24 protein-coding genes are annotated in these 21,072 nt (G+C 76.1%); 6 read left to right on the plus strand and 18 right to left on the minus strand.

Going from position 1 to position 21,072, the window contains the following annotated elements; translation table 11 throughout:
• Nucleotides 1-83 precede the first annotated feature (83 nt).
• Nucleotides 84-821, plus strand: coding sequence for a metallophosphoesterase family protein (locus ACYQBY_RS12990; protein ID WP_459644267.1), 738 nt, complete (start codon nt 84-86; stop codon nt 819-821).
• Between the two features lie 2 nt (nt 822-823).
• Here ACYQBY_RS12990 and ACYQBY_RS12995 read toward each other — a convergent pair whose 3' ends face one another.
• Nucleotides 824-1,492, minus strand: a complete 669-nt coding sequence (locus ACYQBY_RS12995) for an HAD-IA family hydrolase (RefSeq protein ID WP_459644268.1) — start codon at nt 1,490-1,492, stop codon at nt 824-826.
• Between the two features lie 84 nt (nt 1,493-1,576).
• Between ACYQBY_RS12995 and ACYQBY_RS13000 the strand changes: the two genes are divergently transcribed.
• Nucleotides 1,577-1,855 (plus strand): hypothetical protein, encoded by a 279-nt coding sequence (locus ACYQBY_RS13000; RefSeq protein ID WP_459644269.1) that lies wholly within the window; start codon nt 1,577-1,579, stop codon nt 1,853-1,855.
• Here the strand turns inward: ACYQBY_RS13000 and ACYQBY_RS13005 are convergent.
• The 10 genes from ACYQBY_RS13005 to ACYQBY_RS13050 form a co-directional block, all read right to left on the minus strand.
• Nucleotides 1,852-2,088: a hypothetical protein gene (locus ACYQBY_RS13005; RefSeq protein WP_459644270.1), complete on the minus strand. Its 237-nt coding sequence runs from the start codon at nt 2,086-2,088 to the stop codon at nt 1,852-1,854. The two genes, ACYQBY_RS13000 and ACYQBY_RS13005, sit on opposite strands and share 4 nt — an antisense overlap.
• Nucleotides 2,089-2,230: 142 nt before the next feature.
• Entirely contained in the window at nt 2,231-2,734 is a 504-nt protein-coding gene (locus ACYQBY_RS13010; protein ID WP_459644271.1) for a putative immunity protein, read from the minus strand.
• Nucleotides 2,731-3,360: a class I SAM-dependent methyltransferase gene (locus ACYQBY_RS13015; RefSeq protein ID WP_459644272.1), complete on the minus strand. Its 630-nt coding sequence runs from the start codon at nt 3,358-3,360 to the stop codon at nt 2,731-2,733. The genes ACYQBY_RS13010 and ACYQBY_RS13015 overlap by 4 nt, the downstream gene beginning before the upstream one ends.
• Before the next feature lie 62 nt (nt 3,361-3,422).
• Entirely contained in the window at nt 3,423-3,599 is a 177-nt protein-coding gene (locus ACYQBY_RS13020) for a DUF4236 domain-containing protein (protein WP_459644273.1), read from the minus strand.
• A 92-nt stretch (nt 3,600-3,691) separates the two neighbouring features.
• The gene (locus ACYQBY_RS13025; protein ID WP_459644274.1) at nt 3,692-4,330 is read right to left on the minus strand and encodes a response regulator transcription factor; all 639 of its coding nucleotides are present in this window, start codon (nt 4,328-4,330) and stop codon (nt 3,692-3,694) included.
• Nucleotides 4,327-6,327 carry a sensor histidine kinase gene (locus tag ACYQBY_RS13030; RefSeq protein ID WP_459644275.1) on the minus strand — a complete coding sequence of 667 codons (2,001 nt, stop codon included), beginning with the start codon at nt 6,325-6,327 and terminating at the stop codon, nt 4,327-4,329. The genes ACYQBY_RS13025 and ACYQBY_RS13030 overlap by 4 nt, the downstream gene beginning before the upstream one ends.
• Entirely contained in the window at nt 6,312-7,031 is a 720-nt protein-coding gene (locus ACYQBY_RS13035; RefSeq protein ID WP_459644276.1) for a hypothetical protein, read from the minus strand. Before ACYQBY_RS13035 ends, ACYQBY_RS13030 begins: the two co-directional genes overlap by 16 nt.
• 170 nt (nt 7,032-7,201) lie before the next feature.
• The gene (locus ACYQBY_RS13040) at nt 7,202-7,642 is read right to left on the minus strand and encodes a DUF1810 domain-containing protein (protein ID WP_459644277.1); all 441 of its coding nucleotides are present in this window, start codon (nt 7,640-7,642) and stop codon (nt 7,202-7,204) included.
• A gap of 46 nt (nt 7,643-7,688) precedes the next feature.
• On the minus strand, nt 7,689-8,315 hold the full coding sequence (locus ACYQBY_RS13045) for an N-acetyltransferase family protein (protein WP_459644278.1): 627 nt from the start codon (nt 8,313-8,315) through the stop codon (nt 7,689-7,691).
• Nucleotides 8,316-8,358: 43 nt separating this feature from the next.
• A complete protein-coding gene (locus ACYQBY_RS13050; RefSeq protein WP_459644279.1) occupies nt 8,359-10,926 on the minus strand; it encodes a DEAD/DEAH box helicase in 2,568 nt (855 codons plus the stop codon).
• 151 nt (nt 10,927-11,077) lie between these two features.
• Here ACYQBY_RS13050 and ACYQBY_RS13055 point away from each other — a divergent pair, with 151 nt between their 5' ends.
• Nucleotides 11,078-11,371 carry a hypothetical protein gene (locus ACYQBY_RS13055; RefSeq protein WP_459644280.1) on the plus strand — a complete coding sequence of 98 codons (294 nt, stop codon included), beginning with the start codon at nt 11,078-11,080 and terminating at the stop codon, nt 11,369-11,371.
• A gap of 116 nt (nt 11,372-11,487) precedes the next feature.
• Nucleotides 11,488-12,375, plus strand: a complete 888-nt coding sequence (locus tag ACYQBY_RS13060) for a S41 family peptidase (RefSeq protein WP_459644281.1) — start codon at nt 11,488-11,490, stop codon at nt 12,373-12,375.
• Between the two features lie 39 nt (nt 12,376-12,414).
• On the opposite strand, the gene ACYQBY_RS13065 is transcribed toward ACYQBY_RS13060, so the two are convergent.
• The gene (locus ACYQBY_RS13065; protein WP_459644282.1) at nt 12,415-13,194 is read right to left on the minus strand and encodes a sulfite exporter TauE/SafE family protein; all 780 of its coding nucleotides are present in this window, start codon (nt 13,192-13,194) and stop codon (nt 12,415-12,417) included.
• Between the two features lie 79 nt (nt 13,195-13,273).
• Between ACYQBY_RS13065 and ACYQBY_RS13070 the strand changes: the two genes are divergently transcribed.
• Nucleotides 13,274-13,789 (plus strand): hypothetical protein, encoded by a 516-nt coding sequence (locus ACYQBY_RS13070; protein WP_459644283.1) that lies wholly within the window; start codon nt 13,274-13,276, stop codon nt 13,787-13,789.
• 12 nt (nt 13,790-13,801) lie between these two features.
• Here the strand turns inward: ACYQBY_RS13070 and ACYQBY_RS13075 are convergent, their stop codons facing one another.
• The 5 genes from ACYQBY_RS13075 to ACYQBY_RS13095 all read right to left on the minus strand — a co-directional run bounded on the left by ACYQBY_RS13075 (nt 13,802) and on the right by ACYQBY_RS13095 (nt 17,634).
• Complete coding sequence (locus tag ACYQBY_RS13075; RefSeq protein WP_459644284.1) at nt 13,802-13,936, minus strand: hypothetical protein; 135 nt, start codon at nt 13,934-13,936, stop codon at nt 13,802-13,804.
• 22 nt (nt 13,937-13,958) lie between these two features.
• A complete protein-coding gene (nhaA, locus tag ACYQBY_RS13080; RefSeq protein ID WP_459644285.1) occupies nt 13,959-15,245 on the minus strand; it encodes a Na+/H+ antiporter NhaA in 1,287 nt (428 codons plus the stop codon).
• 113 nt (nt 15,246-15,358) lie between these two features.
• Nucleotides 15,359-15,979: an L-threonylcarbamoyladenylate synthase gene (locus ACYQBY_RS13085; protein WP_459644286.1), complete on the minus strand. Its 621-nt coding sequence runs from the start codon at nt 15,977-15,979 to the stop codon at nt 15,359-15,361.
• A gap of 99 nt (nt 15,980-16,078) precedes the next feature.
• Nucleotides 16,079-16,654 (minus strand): DapH/DapD/GlmU-related protein, encoded by a 576-nt coding sequence (locus ACYQBY_RS13090; RefSeq protein ID WP_459644287.1) that lies wholly within the window; start codon nt 16,652-16,654, stop codon nt 16,079-16,081.
• Between the two features lie 77 nt (nt 16,655-16,731).
• A complete protein-coding gene (locus ACYQBY_RS13095) occupies nt 16,732-17,634 on the minus strand; it encodes an SDR family NAD(P)-dependent oxidoreductase (protein WP_459644288.1) in 903 nt (300 codons plus the stop codon).
• A gap of 101 nt (nt 17,635-17,735) precedes the next feature.
• Here ACYQBY_RS13095 and ACYQBY_RS13100 point away from each other — a divergent pair, with 101 nt between their 5' ends.
• The gene (locus tag ACYQBY_RS13100) at nt 17,736-18,407 is read left to right on the plus strand and encodes a TetR family transcriptional regulator (protein ID WP_459644289.1); all 672 of its coding nucleotides are present in this window, start codon (nt 17,736-17,738) and stop codon (nt 18,405-18,407) included.
• Nucleotides 18,408-18,448: 41 nt separating this feature from the next.
• On the opposite strand, the gene ACYQBY_RS13105 is transcribed toward ACYQBY_RS13100, so the two are convergent.
• On the minus strand, nt 18,449-20,971 hold the full coding sequence (locus ACYQBY_RS13105) for an ATP-binding SpoIIE family protein phosphatase (RefSeq protein WP_459644290.1): 2,523 nt from the start codon (nt 20,969-20,971) through the stop codon (nt 18,449-18,451).
• Nucleotides 20,972-21,072: the final 101 nt, after the last annotated feature.

Genomic DNA, 21,072 nt, shown 5'->3' on the forward strand with positions numbered 1-21,072 from the left:
GCCGGGGTCGCGCTCCACCGGCGGCACGAGCACGCAGACCGGAAGGCCGCCGGCCGGGCCTCGCAGGTGGGTAGGTTCGCCGGATGCGTCTCGCGGTGATCTCCGATGTGCACGGCAACCTGCTCGCCTTGGAGGCCGTGCTGGCCGACATCGCGGCGCAGGCCGTCGACGAGACGGTCAACCTCGGTGACCTGCTCTCCGGTGGCCTCCACCCGCGGGAGACGGCCGACCTCCTCGTGGGGCTCGACCTGCCCACCGTGCGCGGCAACCACGAGCGGCAGCTCCTGCACACCCCGGTGGATCGCATGAGCCGATCCGACCGGCTGGCACACGAGACGCTGTCGCCGGGGCACCGGGCGTGGCTGGAGGCACTGCCCCTGACGCTCGAGCTGGACGGCGACGTCCTGGCCTTCCACGGCTCACCGACCGACGACCTCACCTACCTGCTGGAGACCGTCGAGCCGGCAGGCGCACGTCCCGCGACGGTGCAGGAGGTCCTGGACCGGCTGGGACCGCACGCCGGGCGGCGGCTGCTGCTGTGCGGCCACACGCACCTGCAACGCTCGGTGGTGTTGCCCACCGGAGCCCTGGTCGTCAACCCGGGCAGTGTCGGCTGGCCCGCCTACGACGACGACGCGCCACATCCGCACGTCATGGAAGCCGGCACCCCGCACGCCCGCTACGCCCTGCTGCAAGACAGCGCCGACGGCTGGGAGGTCACCTTCCGCGCGGTCGACTACGACTGGGAGCAGGCGGCGCGCACCGCCGAGGCGAACGACCGACCCGATGTCGCCCGCGCCCTGCGCACCGGACGCACCTGAGATCAGGGTCGCGCGGACGCGGGCGGGAGCACGTGGCCCGGCAGGGGGTCCAGGGTGCCGTGTTCGGCGAGGGGGCCGGGCAGGTCGCCGCGGTCCGCGCCGAGCCGGTTGTGCCACCACACCGGCATGCCGACGCCCGCGGCACCGGGCAGGTCGAACCGCGATCCGGCGACGAACAGCACCCGGTGCGGTGGCAGGCCGAGACGGTCGAGGGCCTGCCGGTACGGCTCCGGCCGGGGCTTGTACGCGCCGGCCTCCTCCGCGGTGACGACCACGTCCAGGGGAACCCCCACGAGCGCGGCGGCACGGTGCCCCAGGTCGGTCGAGCAGTTGGTGACCACCCCGAGGCGCACCTGCCCGCGCAGCCGCTCCAGGACGGCCACGGCCTCGGGCCACGACCGGAGTTCCCCCCACCGCCGGTGCAGCTCCGCCGCGGGGGAGCCGGCCAGGCCCTCGGCCCGCGCGGCCTGCGCGACGAGCACCTCGTACGGCGCGTAGTCGCCCGTGGCGTAGGTCAGCTGCAGGTACCGGTTGCGCCAGCGGCGACCGGTGGCCGCGTCCCCGGCGACGGCGTCCCACAGCGTCCACGAGTCCAGGAGTGCGCTGAGCAGGTCGAACAGGACGGCGTCGTAGCGACCGCCTCCGCTGCCGCCGGCCACCTCGTCGCCCACAGCCGGACGATACCCGCGTCGGCGCCGGCCGCCGTGATCGCGAGCGACGCGAACGGGCGCGGGTGGTGCTCGTAGGGTTCCGCCGTGACACACGGGGACGGGCACGGCGACGGCGCCCGGGAGGAACTGCAGGCGATGATCGCCGTGCACGCGCTGGACGGGCGCATCGAGGCCGTGCAGGTGGTGTGGACCGACTCCGCGGGCCGGCTGCCCCGGCACCCCGGGTACGACAACCCACCAGACCGGCAGCGCCTGCGCGGTCCGGTTCCCGCGCAGGCACCGGCCCTGCCGGCGGGGGTGCGCGCCACCCGCACGGGCGGTCACGGCAGCGCCTGGGTCCGGTGGCCGCACGGATCGGCCTAGGTTCCAGCCGGCCTCGGCGCCCTGACGGCGAGGAGGAGCACGCCCGCCCCCGCACACAGCAGCGCGGGGACGACGAACATGGCCGGCAGGCCGAGCCGCACCGCCGTGACGCTGCCCACCAGGCCGGCGGTCATGAGGGACAGGCTCTGCGCGGCGAAGAACACCGAGGCGGCGAAACCGGCACCCCCGGGGTGGAGCTGCTGCGCGTAGGTGACCCCGAGGCCCAGGACCACGGCGATGAAGCAGGCGTTGAGGAGCTGCCCGGCGCGAACCCGCCGCGGTGGTCACGGACGCCCGGGCGTCGCACCGCACGGGCGCCCACTCCCGTGTCGCCGGACTCGCGCGCCGGCGGGCCGCGGTGGGCGCGCACCCGGGTCAGTCGTCGAAGACGGACCAGCAGATCGCGCTGCGCCTGGCCTGGTCCTCCAGGACCAGCGCCCGGACCCGGCCGGGGAGCCGGGCCCGCTGCCAGTCGCGTTCCCGCTGCCCGGCGTCGAGGCCGTCCGCTGCCCGCGCCGCCTTGATGGCGTAGGCGGCGGCGCCGAGGTCGTGCTCCGGGACGTGGGGGACGCAGGCGGCCTGACCGGCGGCGTAGGCGGCGTACCGCGCGGCCCCGCGCAGGGGGCGGGCCGCTCCCATCGCGTGGCCGCCGCGGGCGCGGGCGTCCATCATCCTCGTGCCGCCGCCGGCCCAGGAGCGCGCCGCCTCGACGGCCTCGCGTGGACGGGTGTCCGACGGTCGCTCCTCCTCGAAGAGGTGCAGGACGTGCTCCGCGCACTCCGCGGCCCACAGCGCGAGGAGCCGGTGGTCCCCGTCCGTGAGGGTTCCGCCGCGGCGGATCGTGACCAGGCGCGGGTCGCGGACCTCGGGGAGGATCACGCGGGCAGCGTGCCACCGGCGAGCGGTCGCCGGCGGTGCACCTGCACGGTGTACGCCGCGCCCTCCCCGGCGGGCTCGCCGTCCCAGCCACCGCCCTGCGACACCGGCTCCAGCCCCGCCGCCTCGCACAGCCGCGCGTACTCCCCGGGCGCCAGGTGCCGGTCGGCGGCGAAACCCGCGACGAGCAGCCCACCGGGGCGCAGCCAGCCCGCGAACCGCGCGACGGCCGCCGCCTCCGTGCCCGGCGCCAGGTACACCAGCACGTTCCCCGCGGCCACCACGGCGTCCACCGGCCCGCCCAGCGCACCGGCGAGGTCCTCCGCCGCCACGTCGAGGAGGTCCGCGAGCAGCCACCGCTCCCCCGGCTCCCGGCGCCGCGCCTCGGCCAGCATCGAGGCGTCGGAGTCGACCCCCACGACGTCGTGGCCCAGGCGGCGCAGCGCCCGCGCCACCCGGCCCTCCCCGCAGCCCGCGTCCACGACGCGGGAACCCGGCGCCAGCAGGGCGGAGACGAACCGCGCCTCCCCGTGCCCGCCGCCCTCCGCCTCGTGCGCCTCGATGCGCGCGGCGTACACCGGCCCGCGCGTCCCCCCGGTCTCCGCCAGCCAGCGGCTCGTGCGCTCCACGCCGCCATCCTGCCCGCGGGCACCGCGGCCTGCGCCCCCCGGGCGGGCCGTGGAGCGGGTGCTCAGCGCCGCCGGCGCCGCGAGCGCCAGCTGAACGGGCCGGGCAGGTCCACGCGCTGGGTGCGGGTGCGGCTGTTCCACGACCACGGGCCGACCCCGAGGCTCCAGGAGACCCCGGAGCGGGACAGGTGCAGCCGCACCGGGCCCAGGCGCAGCGTGCGGGAGAAGTACAGGGGCATGCGCCCTCCTCGCTCTCGGCGGTGCGGCGGGAGCCGGAACGCTACCGGCGCAGGACCCGCCGTGCCCGGCGGGAGCGGCCGTGCCGGTGTCCTCACGAGCCGCGGCCGAGCCCCGCCTCGCGGGCCCTGACCACGGCCCCGGCGCGGTCCGCGACGCCGAGCTTGGCGAAGATCGACGTGACGTAGTTGCGCACCGTCTTCTCGGACAGGAACAGCCGCTGGGCGACGGCCGCGTTGGGCAGCCCGGCGGCCACCAGGTCCAGGACCGCCCGCTCCCGGTCGGACAGCTCGGGGAACGGCTTGGCCACCACCCCGGAGCCCGCGGTGAAGAAGGCGCGCAGCCGCCGCGCCACCTGCGCGCCGTAGACGGCCTCCCCCGCGGCGACCGCCGTCAGCGCCCTGCCGATCTCCTCCTGCCCCGCGCCCTTCAGCACGTACCCCAGCGCACCGGCCTGCACGGCGGCGAACACCGCCTCGTCGTCGGCGACCATGGTGAGCACGAGCACCTTGGCCTCCGGGTCGTCCGCCAGCAGCCGGCGCGTGGCCTCGATGCCGGAGGTGCCGGGCATCTGCAGGTCCATCAGGACCACGTCGGGCCGCTCCCGCAGGGCCGCCGCCACGGCCTGCTCGCCGTCGGCGGCCTCCGCGGCGACCTCCACGCCGAGGTCCTCGAGCAGGACCCGCAACCCCGTGCGGAAGACGGGGTGGTCGTCCGCGATGACCACCCTCACGCGCCCACCTCCCTCGGCAGGACGGCGTGCACGCGCGTGCCGCGCGGGACCCGGGGCTCGATGCGGCACGTGCCGCCCAGCTCGGCCGCCCGCTCCCGCATCGACGCCAGGCCCACGCCCGCGGTGCGGTCGCCGGGCAGGCCGGCGCCGTCGTCGGCCACCTCCAGCTCCACCACGTCCTCACCGGCGCGCACGCTCACGAGGACGCGGCCGGCACCGGCGTGCCGCACGGCGTTGAGCACGGCCTCCTGCGCGATCCGCAGCACGGCGACCTCCAGCGCCGCGGGCAGGTCCTCCGTCCTGCCCGTGCCCTCGACGTCCACGACGGGACCGCCCTGCGCCAGGGCCGCGGCGCCCGCCCGCAGCGCCCCGAGGAGACCCAGGTCGTCCAGGGCGGGAGGGCGCAGGCCGTGCACCAGGCGGCGGACGTCCACCACGGCCTCCGCGGCCTGCGCGCCGGCCGCGGCCACCAGGGCGCCGGCCCGCCCGGGGTCCCCCCGGCGCAGGGCGGACCCGGCGGTGTCCAGCGTCATGACGACCGCGGACATCTGCGGCCCGAGCCCGTCGTGCAGGTCCCGGCGCAACCGCCGACGCTCCTCCTCCCGGGCGGTGAGCAGGCGCTCCCGGGAGGCCTCGACGTCGCGCGCGAGGCGCACCGCGTAGGCGGCGGCGGCGATCCGGTTGCCGACGTCGGCCAGCAGCCGCCTCCCGGCCGGGTGGAGCACGCGCTCCCCGCCGCGGGGCACCACCCGCAGGGTCCCCACCTCCTCCCCGTGCAGGACGAGGGGTATGGCCTCCGCGTCCGCCGGGACGTCCCCGACCTCCTCGCGCACCGGGGACGCCCCGGGCACCGGCACCTCGACCGCCGCGGCGGGCAGCCGCAGGCCGGAGGCCACGGCGGCGACCCCGGCCCGCAGCGCCTCCCGCGGTGACGCGGCATCGCGCAGCGCCGCGTCCAGCCTCGTCAGGAAGGCGTAGGGATCGCTCCCCTCCCCGTGCACGAGGCGGGACACGACGCGTTTCACGCGAGCCTGCGCGGGGGAGAACGCCAGCGCCGCCGCGAACGCCGCCAGGAACGGCGCCGCGCCGCGCCGCTCCCCCAGCAGCGCCCCGGACCACCCGACGACGGCGGCGTAGACGAGGGCGCTGAGCCCGAACAGGACGGTGACGACGAGGGTGCGCTCGACGACGGCGTCGATGTCGTAGAGGCGGTAGCGGAACGCCGCCACCGCCAGCCCCGCGGGGACGAGGAGCACCGCGAGCGCCACCGCCCACGGCGGCGCGAGGAACGTGGCCGCGACGAGGACGGCGAGGCCGTACCCGGGCCAGGCGAGCTGGCGGCGCCGGACGCCGTCGGCCCGGCGGACGCGCACCACGAGGGACGCGGCGCCGCAGGCGATCAGCGCCGCGAGGGCGAGCGCCACCCACGGCACGGCGAGGGGGTCGCGGGCTCCCGCCGGCAGCACCGGCAGGGCGGTCGCCACGACCGTGAGGGCGATCCCCGCGGCGGCCGGCCACCGCCACCACCCCGGCAGCGGGCGCCCGTGCGGCAGGACCTGCGGCAGGACGGCGGTGACCAGGAAGAGGGCCGGGACCCACAGCCAGCCGCGGAACCACCCCGCGGTGCCGGCCTCCCCGACCCGGTACGCCACCGAGGTCGCCAGCACGTACGCGCCGGCGGACACGCCGACGAGGAGGAGCAGCCAGCCGAGCCGCCGGGCGGGGCGCAACCCCACCAGCAGGGCGCCGGCGACGGCGAAGGAGGGCCCCACGACCGGTTCGGGCGTGCGGAAGAGGGCGGGCAGCCAGCCGCCGCCGGTCAGCGGGGGCAGGGCCACGGCCACGAGGACCGCCGCGGTGGTGAGCGCGGCGAGGAGCCGGGCCGCCACCACGGCGGCCCGGCCCCTGCGCTCGTCGTCCGCCATCCCGCCGGAACAGTAGGGGGTGCGGCACGCCACCGTCAGGCGGTTCGCCACGCCGGTCAGGCGGTCCGCCACGCCGCGTCGCCCGCGCGGAGCACGTGGTGGGCCAGGCCGAGAGCGCCGGCGAGGAAGAGCCAGTGCGGGTCGACGGGGCCGACCGCGCCGACGGTGAAGTCGACCACGAGGAACACCAGCCAGGTCGCCGGGATCCACCGCGGCACCCCGCCGGTGCGCAGCATGCCCGCGGTGAGGACCAGCATCCCCAGCACGCACCCGGCGAGGAACGGCACGAGGAACAGGGCGCCGAGGACGGGGGAGCTCTGCACCTGCTCCAGGACGGCGGCTGCGGCGGGCAGGTCCCGCGAGGCGGAGGCCGGGAGCTCGAGCAGCATGACGACGTGCATCCCGAGGAAACCCCACATGCCGGCGAGCAGGAGGGCACCGGCGGCGACCGCGGTGCGCGGCGCCCGGGTGAGGAGGAGCCGGGCGGCGGCGAGGAACCCGACGGCCATCAGCGGCACGGCGAGCGTGCCGAGGACGGCGCGCGTGCCGAACAGGACCGGGTGCTCGCCGACGAGGCGCAGCGATTCCAGCACCGTCTCGGGCCTGGCGGGCAGGAACTGCCCCAGCACCGCCTCGGTGGTGTTGAGCACAGCTCCGCCGACGAGGCCGACGACGGCCAGCCTGCGCCCGACCGGGATGATCCGGCCCGGCCGGGCGGGGGCGGCCGGGGCGGTGCCGGTGCTGGTGGGAGCGGGGGTGGTGGCGGTGGTGGTCACGGCTGGCGCCTCTCGGCTCTGCGGCGGGTGGTTCCCACCGGGTGCACCCACCGTCCCCGCGGCGGCGTCCCGCCCGCCTGGGAGCAGGGTCCCGGATGTGCCGGGACACCGGGTGGGACGGCGGGCACCGGCCCGGGAGGCCCTGCGCTCGGTGGCCGGTGCGGGGGGTCTCAGAGCCGGTCGACGGTGCGGGGGTCCTCCTGCCCGCCGAAGTACTGCCCGAGGACGTCGCGGAACGCCTGCCCTGCCGGGTCGGCGCGCGCGAACAGCGTCATCGACGAGCGCAGTTTCAGGTCGTCGGGGTGGCCCATCACGCCGGTGGCGTCGGAGGACGGCAGGGCCAGCAGCGCCCGGGCGCACTCGAGCAGCCGCGGCCCGAGCACGGGGTGCGCGAGGTAGGCGCGCGCCTCGTCGAGCCCGGAGATCGCGTACCGCTGCGCGGCGGGGCTGCTGCCCAGACCGGAGACCTGCGGGAACACGAACCACATCCAGTGGCCGCTCTTGCGGCCCCGCCGCAGCTCGGCGAGCGCCTGCCGGTACGTGCCGCCGGAGTCCTGGGCGGTCACGAACCTGGCGAGGCCGTGCGGGTCGGTGGAGGGGTCCGCTGCCATGGCGGCACGTTCGCACGGACGGCCCGGCGCCGCACGGGGGCGCCGGTCAGCCGGTGCGGCGCCCGAGGTAGGTGACGGGCCCGGGGTCCGGGACGGGGATCTCGGTGAACCCCATCCGGTCGTAGAAGGCGCGGGCCCCCGTGTTCGTGCTCACCATGCCCAGGTGCACGGCACCGACCCCGGCGCGGGCCAGCGCGGCGAGGAACGTCCCGATGAGCACCCGCCCGTGCCCGCGGCCCTGGTGCTCCGGCAGCAGGTCGATGTGCAGGTGCGCCGGGTACGCGGCCAGCTCCGGCACGAGCATCCGCTCGGGCCGGTGGTGCAGGGCCACCATCTCCTCCTCCGGGGTGCGCGGCGGCGACGGCGGCACCGGGTACTTCCCGTCCAGCCGGGGGATCCACACGTCGCGGTACCAGCGGACGAACCCGGCGGTGTCCGCGGTGCCCAGCACGTAGCCGACGGCGCGGCCGCCGACGTCGAGGACGAAGGCCAGTTCCGGCTCGGCGGTGACGTAGGGCCCGGCGAACAGGTCCGGCATGAGGTCGTCGGTGCTGTAGCGGCCGCGGGCGTCCCCGCCGGCGGCGGCGGTGCGCACGCAGATGTCGTAGACGGCGGGCAGGTCTCCCGGCCGGTAGGGGCGGACGGTCGTGGTTCCGGTGGCGGCCGCGCTCATGGCGGGACGCTACGCCCGGGGAGGGCCCCGGGCGCAAGAGGTCCTAGAGCCTGCTCAGCCCCGTGACCCGCACGACGGCGGTGCCGGCCTCGTCGGAGGCGTCGAGGTCGACCTCCGCGGTGATCGCCCAGTCGCGGTCGCCGGCGGGGTCGTCCAGCACCTGCCGCACGTGCCAGTTCCGCGGCGAGCCCGAACCGCCCTGGACGGTGCCGGAGTCGATCTGCAGCAGGTGCGGGCCGCGTGCCTCCGGGCCGGTGCCGATCGAGCCGTGCTCGGCGAAGTACCCGTCCAGGGCCGCCGTCCACTCCGGCACCCCCCACGCGCCGGGCACGTCCTCGTCCAGCGCCGCCAGCTCCCCGGTCTTGTGGCGGGCGGCCAGCTCGACGCGGCGGAACAGCGCGTTGCGCACGAGCACCCGGAACGCCCGCTGGTTCGCGGTGACCGGCGGGGCCTCGTCCTCCTGCGGGGCGGTGGCCGCCTCCGGGTCCAGCGAGGGGTCGCGCAGCCGCTCCCACTCCGACAGCAGGCTGGAGTCGGTCTGGCGCACGACCTCCCCGAGCCACTCCACCAGGTCGGTGAGGGCCTCGGTGCGGGCCTCCTCGGGAACGGTCTGCCGCAGCGCCTTGTAGGCGTCGGCGAGGTAGCGCAGCACCAGGCCCTCGGAGCGGGCGAGCTGGTAGTAGGCGACGTAGTCGGTGAACGTCATGGCCCGCTCGTACATGTCGCGGACCACGGACTTCGGCCTCACCTCGTAGTCCGCCACCCACGGCTGGGTCTGCCGGAACGTCTCGAACGCCCCCTCCAGCAGCTCCTCCAGGGGCCGGGGCCAGGTGACGTCCTCCAGCAGCTCCATGCGCTCGTCGTACTCGATGCCCTCGGACTTCATCCGGGACACCGCCTCGCCCTTGGCCTTGGACTGCTGCGCGTAGAGGACCTTCTGCGGGTCGTCGAGGGTGGCCTCGATGACGGAGACGGCGTCGAGGGCGTACGTCGGGGACTCGGTGTCCAGCACCTCCAGCACGGCCAGCGCGAACGGCGACAGCGGCTGGTTCAGGGCGAAGTCGAGCTGCAGGTCGGCGACGAGGCGCACCTGCCGCCCGTCGGGCAGCGGCTCGGGCAGCCGCTCCACGATCCCCGCGGCGAGCAGGGTGCGGAACAGGGCGACGGCGCGGCGGACGTGGCGGACCTGCTGCTTGGGCGGCTCGTGGTTCTCCCGCAGCAGGTGCCGCATCGCCTCCACCGGGTCCCCGGGCCGCTGCAGGACGTTGAGGATCATCGACGTGGTGACCCGGAAGTGGGAGGTGAGCTGCTCCGGGCGGGCCTCCACCAGCTTGTCGTGGGTGGTGCGGCTCCACGAGACGACGCCCTCGGCGGCCTTGACCCGCTGCACCCGCTTGAGCTTGGCGGGGTCGTCGCCGGCCTTGGCGATGCGCCGGGCGTTCTCCACCTCGTGCTCGGGGGCCTGCACGACGACGGTCCCGGCGGTGTCGAAACCCGCCCGCCCAGCGCGCCCGGCGATCTGGTGGAACTCCCGCGCCTTGTAGTGCCGGACGCGGCGGCCGTCGAACTTCGTCAGGCCCCCGAACAGCACCGTGCGGATGGGGACGTTGATGCCGACGCCGAGGGTGTCGGTGCCGCAGATGACCTTCAGCAGCCCGGCCTGCGCGAGGGTCTCCACCAGGCGGCGGTACTTCGGCAGCATCCCCGCGTGGTGGACGCCGACGCCCATCCGCAGCAGCCGCGAGAGCACCTTGCCGAAACCGGGCGCGAAGCGGAAACCGCCGATCGCCGCGGCGATCGCGTCCCGCTGCTCCCGCGTGGCGAGCTTCGCGCTGGTGAGGGACTGGGCCTGCTCCACCGCCGCGGCCTGGGTGGGGTGGACGACGTAGACGGGCGCGCGGTCGGTGCGCAGCAGGTCCTCGATGGTCTCCTGGACCGGGGTGGTGGCGTAGTAGTGGTGCAGCGGCACGGGGCGCTCGGCGGAGCTGACGACGGCGGTCTCGCGGCCGGTGCGCCGGGTGAGGTCCTCCTGCAGCCAGGTGACGTCCCCCAGGGTGGCGGACATGAGCAGGAACTGCGCCTGGGGCAGCTCGATCAGCGGGACCTGCCAGGCCCAGCCCCGGTCGGGCTCGGCGTAGAAGTGGAACTCGTCCATGACGACCTGGCCCACGTCCGCGAACGTCCCCGAGCGCAGGGCGATGTTCGCGAGGACCTCGGCGGTGCAGCAGACGATGGGCGCGGAGGCGTTGACGGAGGCGTCGCCGGTCATCATCCCGACGCGCTCGGCGCCGAACGTCTCGACGAGGGCGAAGAACTTCTCCGACACCAGCGCCTTGAGGGGGGCCGTGTAGAAGGTGCGCTCCCCGCGGGCGAGGGCCGCGGCGTGCGCACCGGCCGCGACGAGGGACTTCCCGGAGCCGGTGGGGGTGGACAGGACCACGTTGGAACCGGTCACGACCTCCAGCAGCGCCTCCTGCTGCGCCGGGTAGAGCGAGAGCCCGCCGGCGGTGGCCCACGTCTCGAACGCCTCGTAGACCGCGTCCGGGTCCGGGTCGCCGCCCGGCTGCGGGAGCAGGTCGGGCAGGAACAGGGATGCGGCGGCGGCAGTCATGGTGGGCCCATCGTCGCACCGGACGCGGTGCCCGGGCGCCCCCGCCGGCCGGTACGCCCCGCCCGCCTGCGCCCCGGGGCGAACGGGTGACCCCGGCCCGACACCGGCGCTCCACCCTGCGTTTCCCGCGCCGGTGTTGCAGGGTGGACAGATGACCGTTGACGACACCGCCGCTCGGGGCGCCCGGGTCGACCGGGTCCTCACCATGGCGGAGCACCTCGCGCGCGAGGAGCTCTCGCAGGCCTTCGCGATCGCCCTGGGCACCCCGGACCCCCGCGGGGACCTCGTCGCCGCCGTGAACTACCTCGCGGGGCGCGTCAAGGAGGACGCGGAGCGCCGCGCCATGCCCGTCGAGGAGTACCTCGACCGGCTCCGGGTGCTCTGGATGGAGGCGCAGGAACGCCGGGACGGTCAGCCCCGCCGCGGAGGGGCCGACGCCGCCTGAGGCCGGCCCCGGGTGACGGCCCGGCGGCCCGGGTGACGCCCCGGCCGCTGCGGCGGGTGCTACGCCGGTGGAGAACGGCCCTGGTCCCGGGCCGGCGCCGTTCCTAGCCTCCGGCCATGACCGACCACGACCCCGGTTCCGTCGCCGGCCTGGCCGCCGTCCTCGCCGCCCGGACCGCGTCCCTGCTGCCCGACCCCGCCCGGGCGGCGCGCATGGGCGCGGACCTGGACACCGCCTTCGCCGGTGACGCGCGGCCCGTCGACGCCGCGAGCGCCGCCGAGGTGGAGGCCGTCGCGCGCCGCACGAGCCGCCACGTCCTGCTGGAGGTCGTGCCCGGCGGCGGCCTCGACCCGGACGACGGCTCGGCGGGTTGGCCACCGGTTGACCCCGCCGGGGTGCTGCGCCGCGGGGCGGGGGTCGGCGCCGTGACGCGCCGCGACGACGGCACGGGCGTCCTCGTCCTCGACGCCCTGGAGGACGCCGCCCTCGCCACCCCGTTCCTGGACGCCGCCTTCGCGCTGCTGCACCGGGCCCGGGCGGTGGTCCTGGACCTGCGCGGCAACGGTGGCGGGGAACCGGCGACCGTGGCGCTGGTGATGAGCTGGTTCGCCGGGCCGCGGCAGCGGCACTACGCCGACGTGGTCTCCTCGGCCGGGGTGCGGCAGTGGTGGACCACCGCGCGGCCCGCGGAGCGCTCGCTGCCCGCGGGCACGCCCGTCGCCGTCCTCACCGGGCCGGGCACGTTCTCCTCCGCGGAGGCGCTGGCGTTCTTCCTGCGGAGCTCGGGCCGCGTGCGGGTCGTCGGCGAGCGCACGCGGGGCGCGGCGGACCACGTCGTCCCGGTCTCGCTGACCTCCTCGGTGCGCGCCCACGTGCCGGTGGCCTGGTACGTCGACGCGGTGCGGGGGGGCAGCTGGGAGGGCACGGGGGTGCTGCCGGACGTGCCGGTGCCGGCGGAGGAGGCGCTGGAGGCGGCCGTGGCGGGGCTGCTGCACGGGCGCTGAGGGCCGTGGGTCGAGGGCCCGGGCGGCCCGGGTGAGGGCTCAGGTGGTGAGGAAGCGCCACAGCGCGACGCAGCCGAGGACGACGATGACGCCCCGCAGCGCCGTGGGGTTGAGCCGGCGCCCGATCCGGGCACCGACCTGCGCACCGACGACCGAGCCGGCGGCGATGAGCCCCACGGCCTCCCACGCGATGCGGTCGGCGGCGACGAGGACGTACGCGCAGGCGGCGACGACGTTCACGCCGAGGGACAGGACGTTCTTCAGCGCGTTGATGCGCTGCAGGGTGTCCGCCACCAGCGGCCCCATCACGCCGACGAGGAGGATGCCCTGCGCGGCGGTGAAGTACCCGCCGTAGACGCCGGTGGCGCACACGGCGAGCCACAGCCCCACCGCACCGGCGCCGGTGGGGTCACCGGTGCGGCCGGCGGCCTCCCGGCGGGCGTTGACGGCCCGCTGCAGCCGGGTCTGGGCGACGACGAGGACGAGCGCCAGCACGAGCAGCACCGGCACGACGGCCTCGAACGCCCGCTCGGGCAGGTGCAGGAGCAACCAGGAGCCGGCCAGGGCCCCCAGCAGGGACGCCGGCAGGAGCCGCAGCAGGCGCCGCCCCTGTCCCCGCAGCTCCCGGCGGTAGCCCCACGTGCCGCTGAACCCGCCCGGCACCAGGCCCAGGGCGTTGCTCATCGTCGCGACGACCGGGGGGTAGCCGAAGGCCACCAGCACGGGGAACGTCACCAGCGTGCCGGAGCCGACCACCGTGTTGATGGCGCCGGCCCACACGCCCGCCGCCAGGATCGCCGCAGCCTCCGCCCAGTGCACCGGGCGAGCTAACCAGCGGGGCGGCGGGCCCCGCGCGGCGGGACTGCACAGATCCGGGGCCGGCGGCGTCATGAGGAGCATGAGCACCACGCGCCCCGTCCTGCACACCGTCCTCCTGGCGGGTGTCCTCGCCCTGTCGGCCTGCTCCGGGGCCGGCGGCACCGGGGCGGAGGCCGGCAGCCCGGCGGCCACCCCGAGCGCGTCCGCGACCGAGGCCACCACGCAGGCCACCCCGAGCGCCCCCGCCGAGGGCGCCGGGCAGGGCGCCGTCGACGGGGAGGCGCAGTTCGAGGCGGTGAAGACCGCCTCCGGCGCGATGGCCGCCTACGCCGACGCGGACGCCGACCCCGCCGCCTGGCACGCCGGCATCTCCGGCTACGTGACCCCGGAACTGGCGGAGTCCCTGCGCGGCACCGACCCCTCGACCCTGGGCGTGCGGCAGATCACCGGCAACTCGGAGGTCGTCCTCGTCGACGGCCCCACCTCGGTCCGGGTCGACGTCCCCACCGACGCGGGGAGCTTCAGCCTGGGCCTCACCCGCTCCGACGCCGCCAGCCCGGTCTGGAAGGTCACCGAGATCATCCCCGTGGAGTGAGGGCCGGCGGCCTCAGAACCGCCCCGTCAGCGCCGTGGTCAGCACCACCCCCGCGGTGACCGCGGCGCCCGCGGTGTCCTGCACCGTGTACGGGGTCCCGGCGGCCCGGCGCCGCACCGCCGCCGCCAGGTCCCGTGCGTCGCTCACGGCCGCTCCTCCCGGTGCCGCCTCACCCGGCGAACGCCTCGCGCTTGGCGATGCGCCGGTACACGCCGTTGCGCATCCGCAGCACCACCGACCCCAGCACCGCCGCGGTCAGCGAGCCGACCAGGACGCCCACCTTGACCAGCTCGTTGTTCGCGGTGCCGTGCCCGAAGGCCAGCTCCCCCACCAGCAGCGACACGGTGAACCCGATGCCCCCCAGCATCGCCAGGCCCAGCACGTCCCACCAGGACAGGTCCTGGTCCAGCTCGGCGCGCGTGAAGCGCTGCACGAGCCAGGTGGAGGCGAGGATGCCGGCGGTCTTGCCGACGACGAGGGCGGCGACGATGCCCAGGGCGAGGGGCTCGCCCAGGGACCGGCTCAGCCCGCCGAACCCGCCGACGGCCACACCGGCGGCGAAGAAGGCGAAGACGGGCACGGCGAACCCGGCCGAGACCGGCCGCCAGCGGTGCTCGAACTGCTCGGCCAGGCCGCCCTCGCCGTCCGGCTCGCGGCTGGAGTCGCTGCGCAGCACCGGCACCGCGAAGCCGAGCAGGACACCGGCGACGGTGGCGTGGACCCCGGAGGCGTGCACGAGCGCCCACGCGGCGACGGCCAGCGGCAGCAGGAACCAGGCGCTGCGGACGCGCTTCTGCACGAGCAGGGTGAACAGGCCCAGGGGCAGCAGGGCGAGCAGCAGCATCCCGGGGGCGAGGTCCTGGGTGTAGAAGAACGCGATCACCACGATGGCCAGGAGGTCGTCGACCACGGCGAGGGTGAGCAGGAACGTGCGCAGCGCCGAGGGCAGGTGGGTGCTGATGACGGCGAGCACGGCGAGCGCGAAGGCGATGTCCGTGGCCGTCGGGATGGCCCAGCCCCGCAGGACGCCGGGGCCGCCGCCGGCGTTGAGCGCGACGTAGACCAGGGCGGGGACGATCATGCCGCCGACCGCGGCGGCGACCGGCAGCGCCGCCCGCCGGGGGTCGCGCAGGTCCCCGGCGACGAACTCGCGCTTGAGCTCGAGCCCGGCGACGAAGAAGAAGATCGCGAGGAGCCCGTCCGCGGCCCACTGCCCCAGCGTCAGGTCCAGGTGCAGGGCGTGCGGGCCGACGCGGGCGTCGCGCAGCGCGGTGTAGGAGTCCCCCTGGGAGGAGTTGGCCCAGACCAGGGCGAGGACCGTGGCCAGCAGCAGCAACCCGCCGCCGACGGTCTCGCTGCGCAGCACGTCCGCGATGCGGCGCCGCTCGCCCGGCGAGCCGGAGCCGAACAGGCGCAGGGGGCCGGGGGGCGGGGCGATGGGTGGCTGGGAGGTCATGTCGGCGTCTCCAGGGGTCGGCGAAGCGATCGCCGACCAGACTTCCCGGCACGCCCCGCCCGGAAAGCTACCGGCCGGCCACCTTCATGTCACCCCACGGAAGCGAGTTCCGTTCAGCGGAACCGATCCGCGTCGCCGGCGCCCTCCCGCACGACGTCCGGGTACCCCTCGGACCAGTCCACGACCGTCGTGGGACGCGAGCCGCACTCCCCCGCGTCGACCACCGCGTCGACGACGTGGTCCAGCTCCTCCTTCACCGTCCAGCCGTCCGTCATCGGCTCCTCCTGCCCCGGCAGCAGCAACGTGCTCGACAGCAGCGGCTCCCCCAGCTCCCACAGCAGCGCCCGCACCAGCGGGAAGTCGGGGATGCGCACCCCCACCGTCTTCTTCTTCGCGTGCGCCAGCCGCCGCGGCACCTCCTTCGTGGCGGGCAGGATGAACGTGTACGGCCCCGGCGTCGCCGACCTGATCGACCGGAACGCCGCGTTGTCCAGGTGCACCAGCTCGCCCAGCTGCGCGAAGTCCGTGCACACCAGCGTGAAGTGGTGCTTCTCCCCCAGGTGCCGGATCGCGCGGATGCGCTCGGCACCGTCCGGGCTGCCCACGCGGCACCCGAGGGCGTAGCCGGAGTCCGTCGGGTACGCCACGAGCGCGTCGTCGCGGATCATCGCCACGACCTGCGCGACGGCGCGCGGCTGCGGGTCGCGGGGGTGCACGTCGAAGTAGCGGGCCACCCCGGAAGCCTAGGCAGAGGCGCGGCCGCGCGCCCGGGCAGCCGACCGGGCTCGTCCCGCGGGACCCGGTGGGTGCCGGACTCCCCCGTGGTCGCCCGGTCAGGCCTCGAACCCCGTCATGCGGACGAGCCTCGCCGGCACCCCGGCGACGACGGCGTTCGCGGGCACGTCCCTGGTGACCACGGCGCCCGCGCCGACGATCGCGCCGTCGCCGATCGTCACGCCCGGCACGACGGTCACCGAGGCGCTGAGCCACACCTTGCGGCCGATCACGACCGGAGCCGGCACGATGTCGCCCCGCCGCTCGGGGTCGACGCCGTGGTTCAGGGTGGTCAGCGTGGTGCCGTGCCCGACGAGCGTCCCGTCACCGATGGAGATGCCGCCCGTGTCCTGGAAGCGGCAGCCCATGTTGATGAACACGTCCCTGCCCAGGGACAGGTTCTTCCCGAACTCGCAGTAGAACGGCGGGAAGAGGGTCACCGACCCCTCCACCGCCCGGCCCGTGAGCCGTGACAACAGGGCGCGCACCTCCTCGGGCGTGCGGTAACCGGTGTTGAGCTCGGCGACGGTGCGCAGCGCCTCCTGGGCGGCGTGGTGCATGAACGCGTGCTGCTCCGACCCCGCCTCGATGACCGTGCGGCGCCCGACCTCGGCGAGGAACTCCTGTAGGTCCATGCCGCGATCGTGGCACTCCCGGGCCCGTCACCGCGGGCGCGGTGTCGTCGCAGCCCACCGCGCTCGTGGGCGCGGACTCAGAGGGGGAAGGCCACGCCCGTGAGGTCCTCGGAGACGGACCACAGCCGCCGCTGGACCGCGAGGTCGTACGACTGCGGGCTGGAGGTGACGAGCCGGGGGTACCCGCGGACCTCGCCGCGGCCGCCGGGACCGTAGTACTGCCCGCCCAGGACGGCCGGGTCGGTGGCTGCCCGCAGCGTCGGCAGGGCGCCCGTCGCGGCCGGCTGGGCGACCAGGGGTGCCAGGCGGTCCATCAGCGCGCGGACCGCAGCGGGGGAGTTGCGCACCAGTTCGGTGTTCGAGACCCCCGGGTGCGCGGCCACCGCGACGGTGTTCCCGCCGTGGGCGGCGAGGCGGCGCTGCAGCTCGTAGGTGAACATCAGGTTCGCGAGCTTGGACTGCCCGTAGGCGCCGGCGCGGGAGTACGAGCGTTCCCACTGCAGGTCCTCGAAGTGGATGCCCGCGCGGATGCGGTGACCGCTGCTGCTGACCGTCACCACGCGCGAGCCGGGCACGGGCAGCAACCGGTCGAGCAGCAGTCCGGTGAGGGCGAAGTGGCCGAGATGGTTGGTGCCGAACTGCAGCTCGAAGCCGTCCCGGGTCGTCCGCTTCGGGGTGTACATCACCCCGGCGTTGTTGACGAGCAGGTCGATCCGCGGGTGCGCCTCGCGCAGCGCGGCCGCGGCGGTGCGGATCGACGCCAGCGACGTCAGGTCGAGCTCCTGCACGCGGACGTCCCCGCCCGCGCGGGCCGCCGCCCGCGCGCCCTTGTCGACGTCCCGCACGGCGAGCACGACGGTGGCGCCGCGTTCGGCGAGGACCCTGGCGGTCTCGAACCCCAGTCCGGTGTTGGCGCCGGTCACCACCGCCACCCGGCCGTGCTGGTCGGGAACGTCTCGTGCTGTCCAGGTCGTGCTCATGTCGTCCTCCAGGAGAGACCGGCGGTCTGTTGTGCCCGACGCTAAGAGACCGGCGGTCTACTGTCAAGAGACCGGCGGTCTGGAAATGCTAGGGTTCTGCTGTGACGTTCCAGCGGGCCCGCAGCGAGGAGCAGCGCGAGATCCGGCGCCGGGTCATCCTGGACACCGCGGCCGCCATGCTCGACGAGATGCCGGTCGTGGACCTCACCCTCAACGAGCTCAGCCGCCGCGTCGGGCTGGCGAAGTCGAACGTGCTGCGCTACTTCGACTCCCGCGAGGGTGTGCTCCTGGAGCTGATGGACTCCGTGCTGCGGGACTGGCTCGCCGATCTGGCCGACGACCTCGCGGCCGGGGTCGACGCGGACCTGCCGCTCGTGCCGCGGGCCGAGCAGCTGGCCGCGGTGCTCGCCCGGTCCCTGGCGGGCCACCGCGTCCTGTGCGACCTGGTGGGGGCACAGGGCGGCGTCCTGGAGCGCAACGTCACCGTCGAGGTCGTCACGCGCCACAAGCGCGCGGCGCTGGCCCGGTTGACCGCCACGGCCGACCTGCTGCGCAGGTACGTGCCCGAGCTCGGCTCCGCGGCCGAGGTGTTCTGCTTCCAGGCGATGGTCCTGGCGGGTGCACTGGCGCCCTACAGTTCGCCGCCGCCGGGCGTGCTCGCGGCCTACGAGGCCGACCCGGCGCTGGCCGTCCTGCACCTGGAGCTGCGGGACTCGCTCCAGCTGGCCATCCGGACGATGCTCCTCGGGGCCGTGCCGCGCGGCCGGCCCTGAGCGCGCCGGTGGGCGCCGGCAGGCACCAGGACCGTCGCGCCCTACGCCCCCGCCGGGGCGCGGGACGCCGTGCCCAGGGCACCCACCGCGAGCTCGAAGAACACGAACTTGCCGTTGTCGGTGGGCACCACGCCCCAGCGGCGCGCCAGGACGTCGACGATGTGCAGGCCGCGGCCGGACATCGCGTCGTCGCCGACCTCCCGCAGCTGCGGCATCCGCACCGAGAAGTCCGCGACCTCCACGCGCACCGCGTCGGCGAGGCGCTCCACCGTCAGCTCCACCCCCTCCGTGGTGTGCAGCACGGAGTTGGTGACCACCTCGCTGGTGAGGATCTCCGCCTCGTCCGAGACGTCCTCCACGGCCCACGCCTCCAGCACGTCCGTCACGAACTGCCGGGCGGCGCTCACGCTCGCCGGGTCCGACGGGAAGCGCCGGGACACCCGCGTGTCGGAGCCCTCCCGGGCGGGGACCCGCAGCGCGAGGACGGCGATGTCGTCCTCCTGCGTGTCCGGCGGCAGCATCGCCGGGACCACCTCGTCCACCACGCGCTGCGGCAGCGGCGGGATCTGCTGCAGCACCCGGTGCAGCCGCTCCAGCCCGGCGCCGATGTCCTTGTCGCGGGACTCCACCAGGCCGTCGGTGAACAGCAGCAGCAGCGAGCCCGGCGCCAGCAGCAGGGTGTGCTCCGCGCAGCGCAGGTCCGGGTCCACCCCCAGGGGCGGGTCCGGCGGGATGTCCAGGGAGTGCGCCTCGCCACCGGGGGGACGCACCACCGGCGCGGGGTGCCCCGCCAGCACGATCGTCACCGCACCGGTGCCCGGCTGCAGCTCCAGGTAGGCGCAGGTGGCGAACTGCGGGATCTGCAGCGTCCACATCAGCCGGTTCACCCGCTCCACCACGCCCGCCGGGGAGTGCCCCTCCAGCGCGTACGCGTGCATCGCGTTGCGCACCTGCCCCATGACGGCCGCCGCGGCCAGGTTGTGGCCGGACACGTCGCCGATCACCACGGCGATGCTGCCGCTGGGCAGGCGCACGACGCTGTAGAAGTCCCCGCCCACCTCCAGCCCGCGGGCCGCCGGCACGTAGTGCGTCGCCACGGGCAGGCCCAGGTCGCCGAGGTCCTCCGCCGGCAGCAGCGCCCGCTGGAGCTGCACGGCGGTGTTGTGCGTCACCCCGTGCAGGCGCGCCCTCTCCAGGGCCTGCGCGTAGTGGCTGGCCAGCGTGCGCAGGAGGCGGCGCTCGTCGTCGTCGAACACCCGCTCCGCGGAGTACGCCACGGACCACCCGCCGATGACCCGGCCGGAGACCACCAGCGGCAGGGAGGCCCAGGCGCGCCGGCCCTGGGTGGTGAGGACGAACCCGGCCGCCGGGAAGCGCTCCAGGAGCTGCTGCGGGCTCTCCACGAAGTGCACCCGCCCCGTCACCGCGGCGTCCGCCACCGGGCAGGCGGCGAGGCGCTCCGGGTCCCGCACCGCCTCGAGGAACTCCTCGGGGTAGCCGCTGACGTGGGAGACGACGAGCCGCTGGTCGGCGAAGAGGCACACCATGGTGCCGTCGCAGCCCAGCACCGCCGGGGTGCGCTGCATGATGACGCGCTGCACCTGGTCCAGGGTGACGGCCTGCGACAGCGCCGAGGCGGTGTCCAGCAGCAGGACCGCGCGCCGGGCGGCGGCCTGCGCCTGGCGGGTGCTGCGCTCCAGGAGGCGCTTCTGGCGGGTCTCGGCGGAGGTGTCGCGGTAGGAGACGTGCAGCGTGTCGCGGTCCGACGGCGTGAACTGCACGTCGAAGGTCAGCTCCCCCACGCGCCCGACGGTGGCGGCGTCCACGTGCAGGGTGGTGCGGCGGGGTTCCTGCGCGGCGAGCGCCTCGCGGGCGTGCTGCACGACGCGCTCCCCGCCGAGGTGGTGCAGGGCGTGCGTCAGGGGCCGGCCGATCGCGGAGGCCGTGTCCACGCCGGGCAGCGTGCCGGCCTCGTTGACGTAGTCGACGCGGAAGTCGGCCACCTGCCCGTCCTGCCCGCGCAGCGCGGTGAGGATGCTGAAGCCGTCGAGCGCGGCGGCCATCGCCTCCTCCACCCGCAGCCGGGGGCGCTCCGGCGCGGCGTGGGGCCGCTGCTGCGCGGGTTGGTCGCGGCCGGTGCCGGCCGGGGTGAACCGGACGGCGACCCCGGCGCCCACGGCCAGGGCCGCCACCTGCCACCTGCCCAGCGCGCCCGCGTCCAGCCCCTCCTCGGCCACGGCACCCACCGCGCCGTCCGACGCGCCGCCCGCCGTGCCGTCGCGCAGGGCCCGGGCGCACCGCTCGAGCAGCGGCCCGGCGGCGGCCGGTGGCAGCAGGGCGCTCAGCCGGCAGCCCGGCGCGGGGTGCGCCCCGCCCAGCAGCCGCACACCGCGGGGGTTGACGTGGTCCACGAGGAGGTCCACGAGGTCGCCGCCGTCGCCGTGCACCGGGCGCGCGAGCAGCCAGCCCTCGCCGGCGGCGGCGAGCAGGGCGGGCAGGACGCCGGGCACCGGCCCGAGGGACGGCGCGGCTGCAGAGACGCTCGGGGTGCCGGACCCGCTCACGAGCGCTCCTCCCTCGGCCCCGCCGCGGCGCACGGCGTGCGGTCGACGGTAACCGATGCCCTGCGCTCCGCCACCACCGCTCCGGCGGGTCCCCACCCGGC

The organism is Kineococcus anabasis, assembly GCF_054590795.1.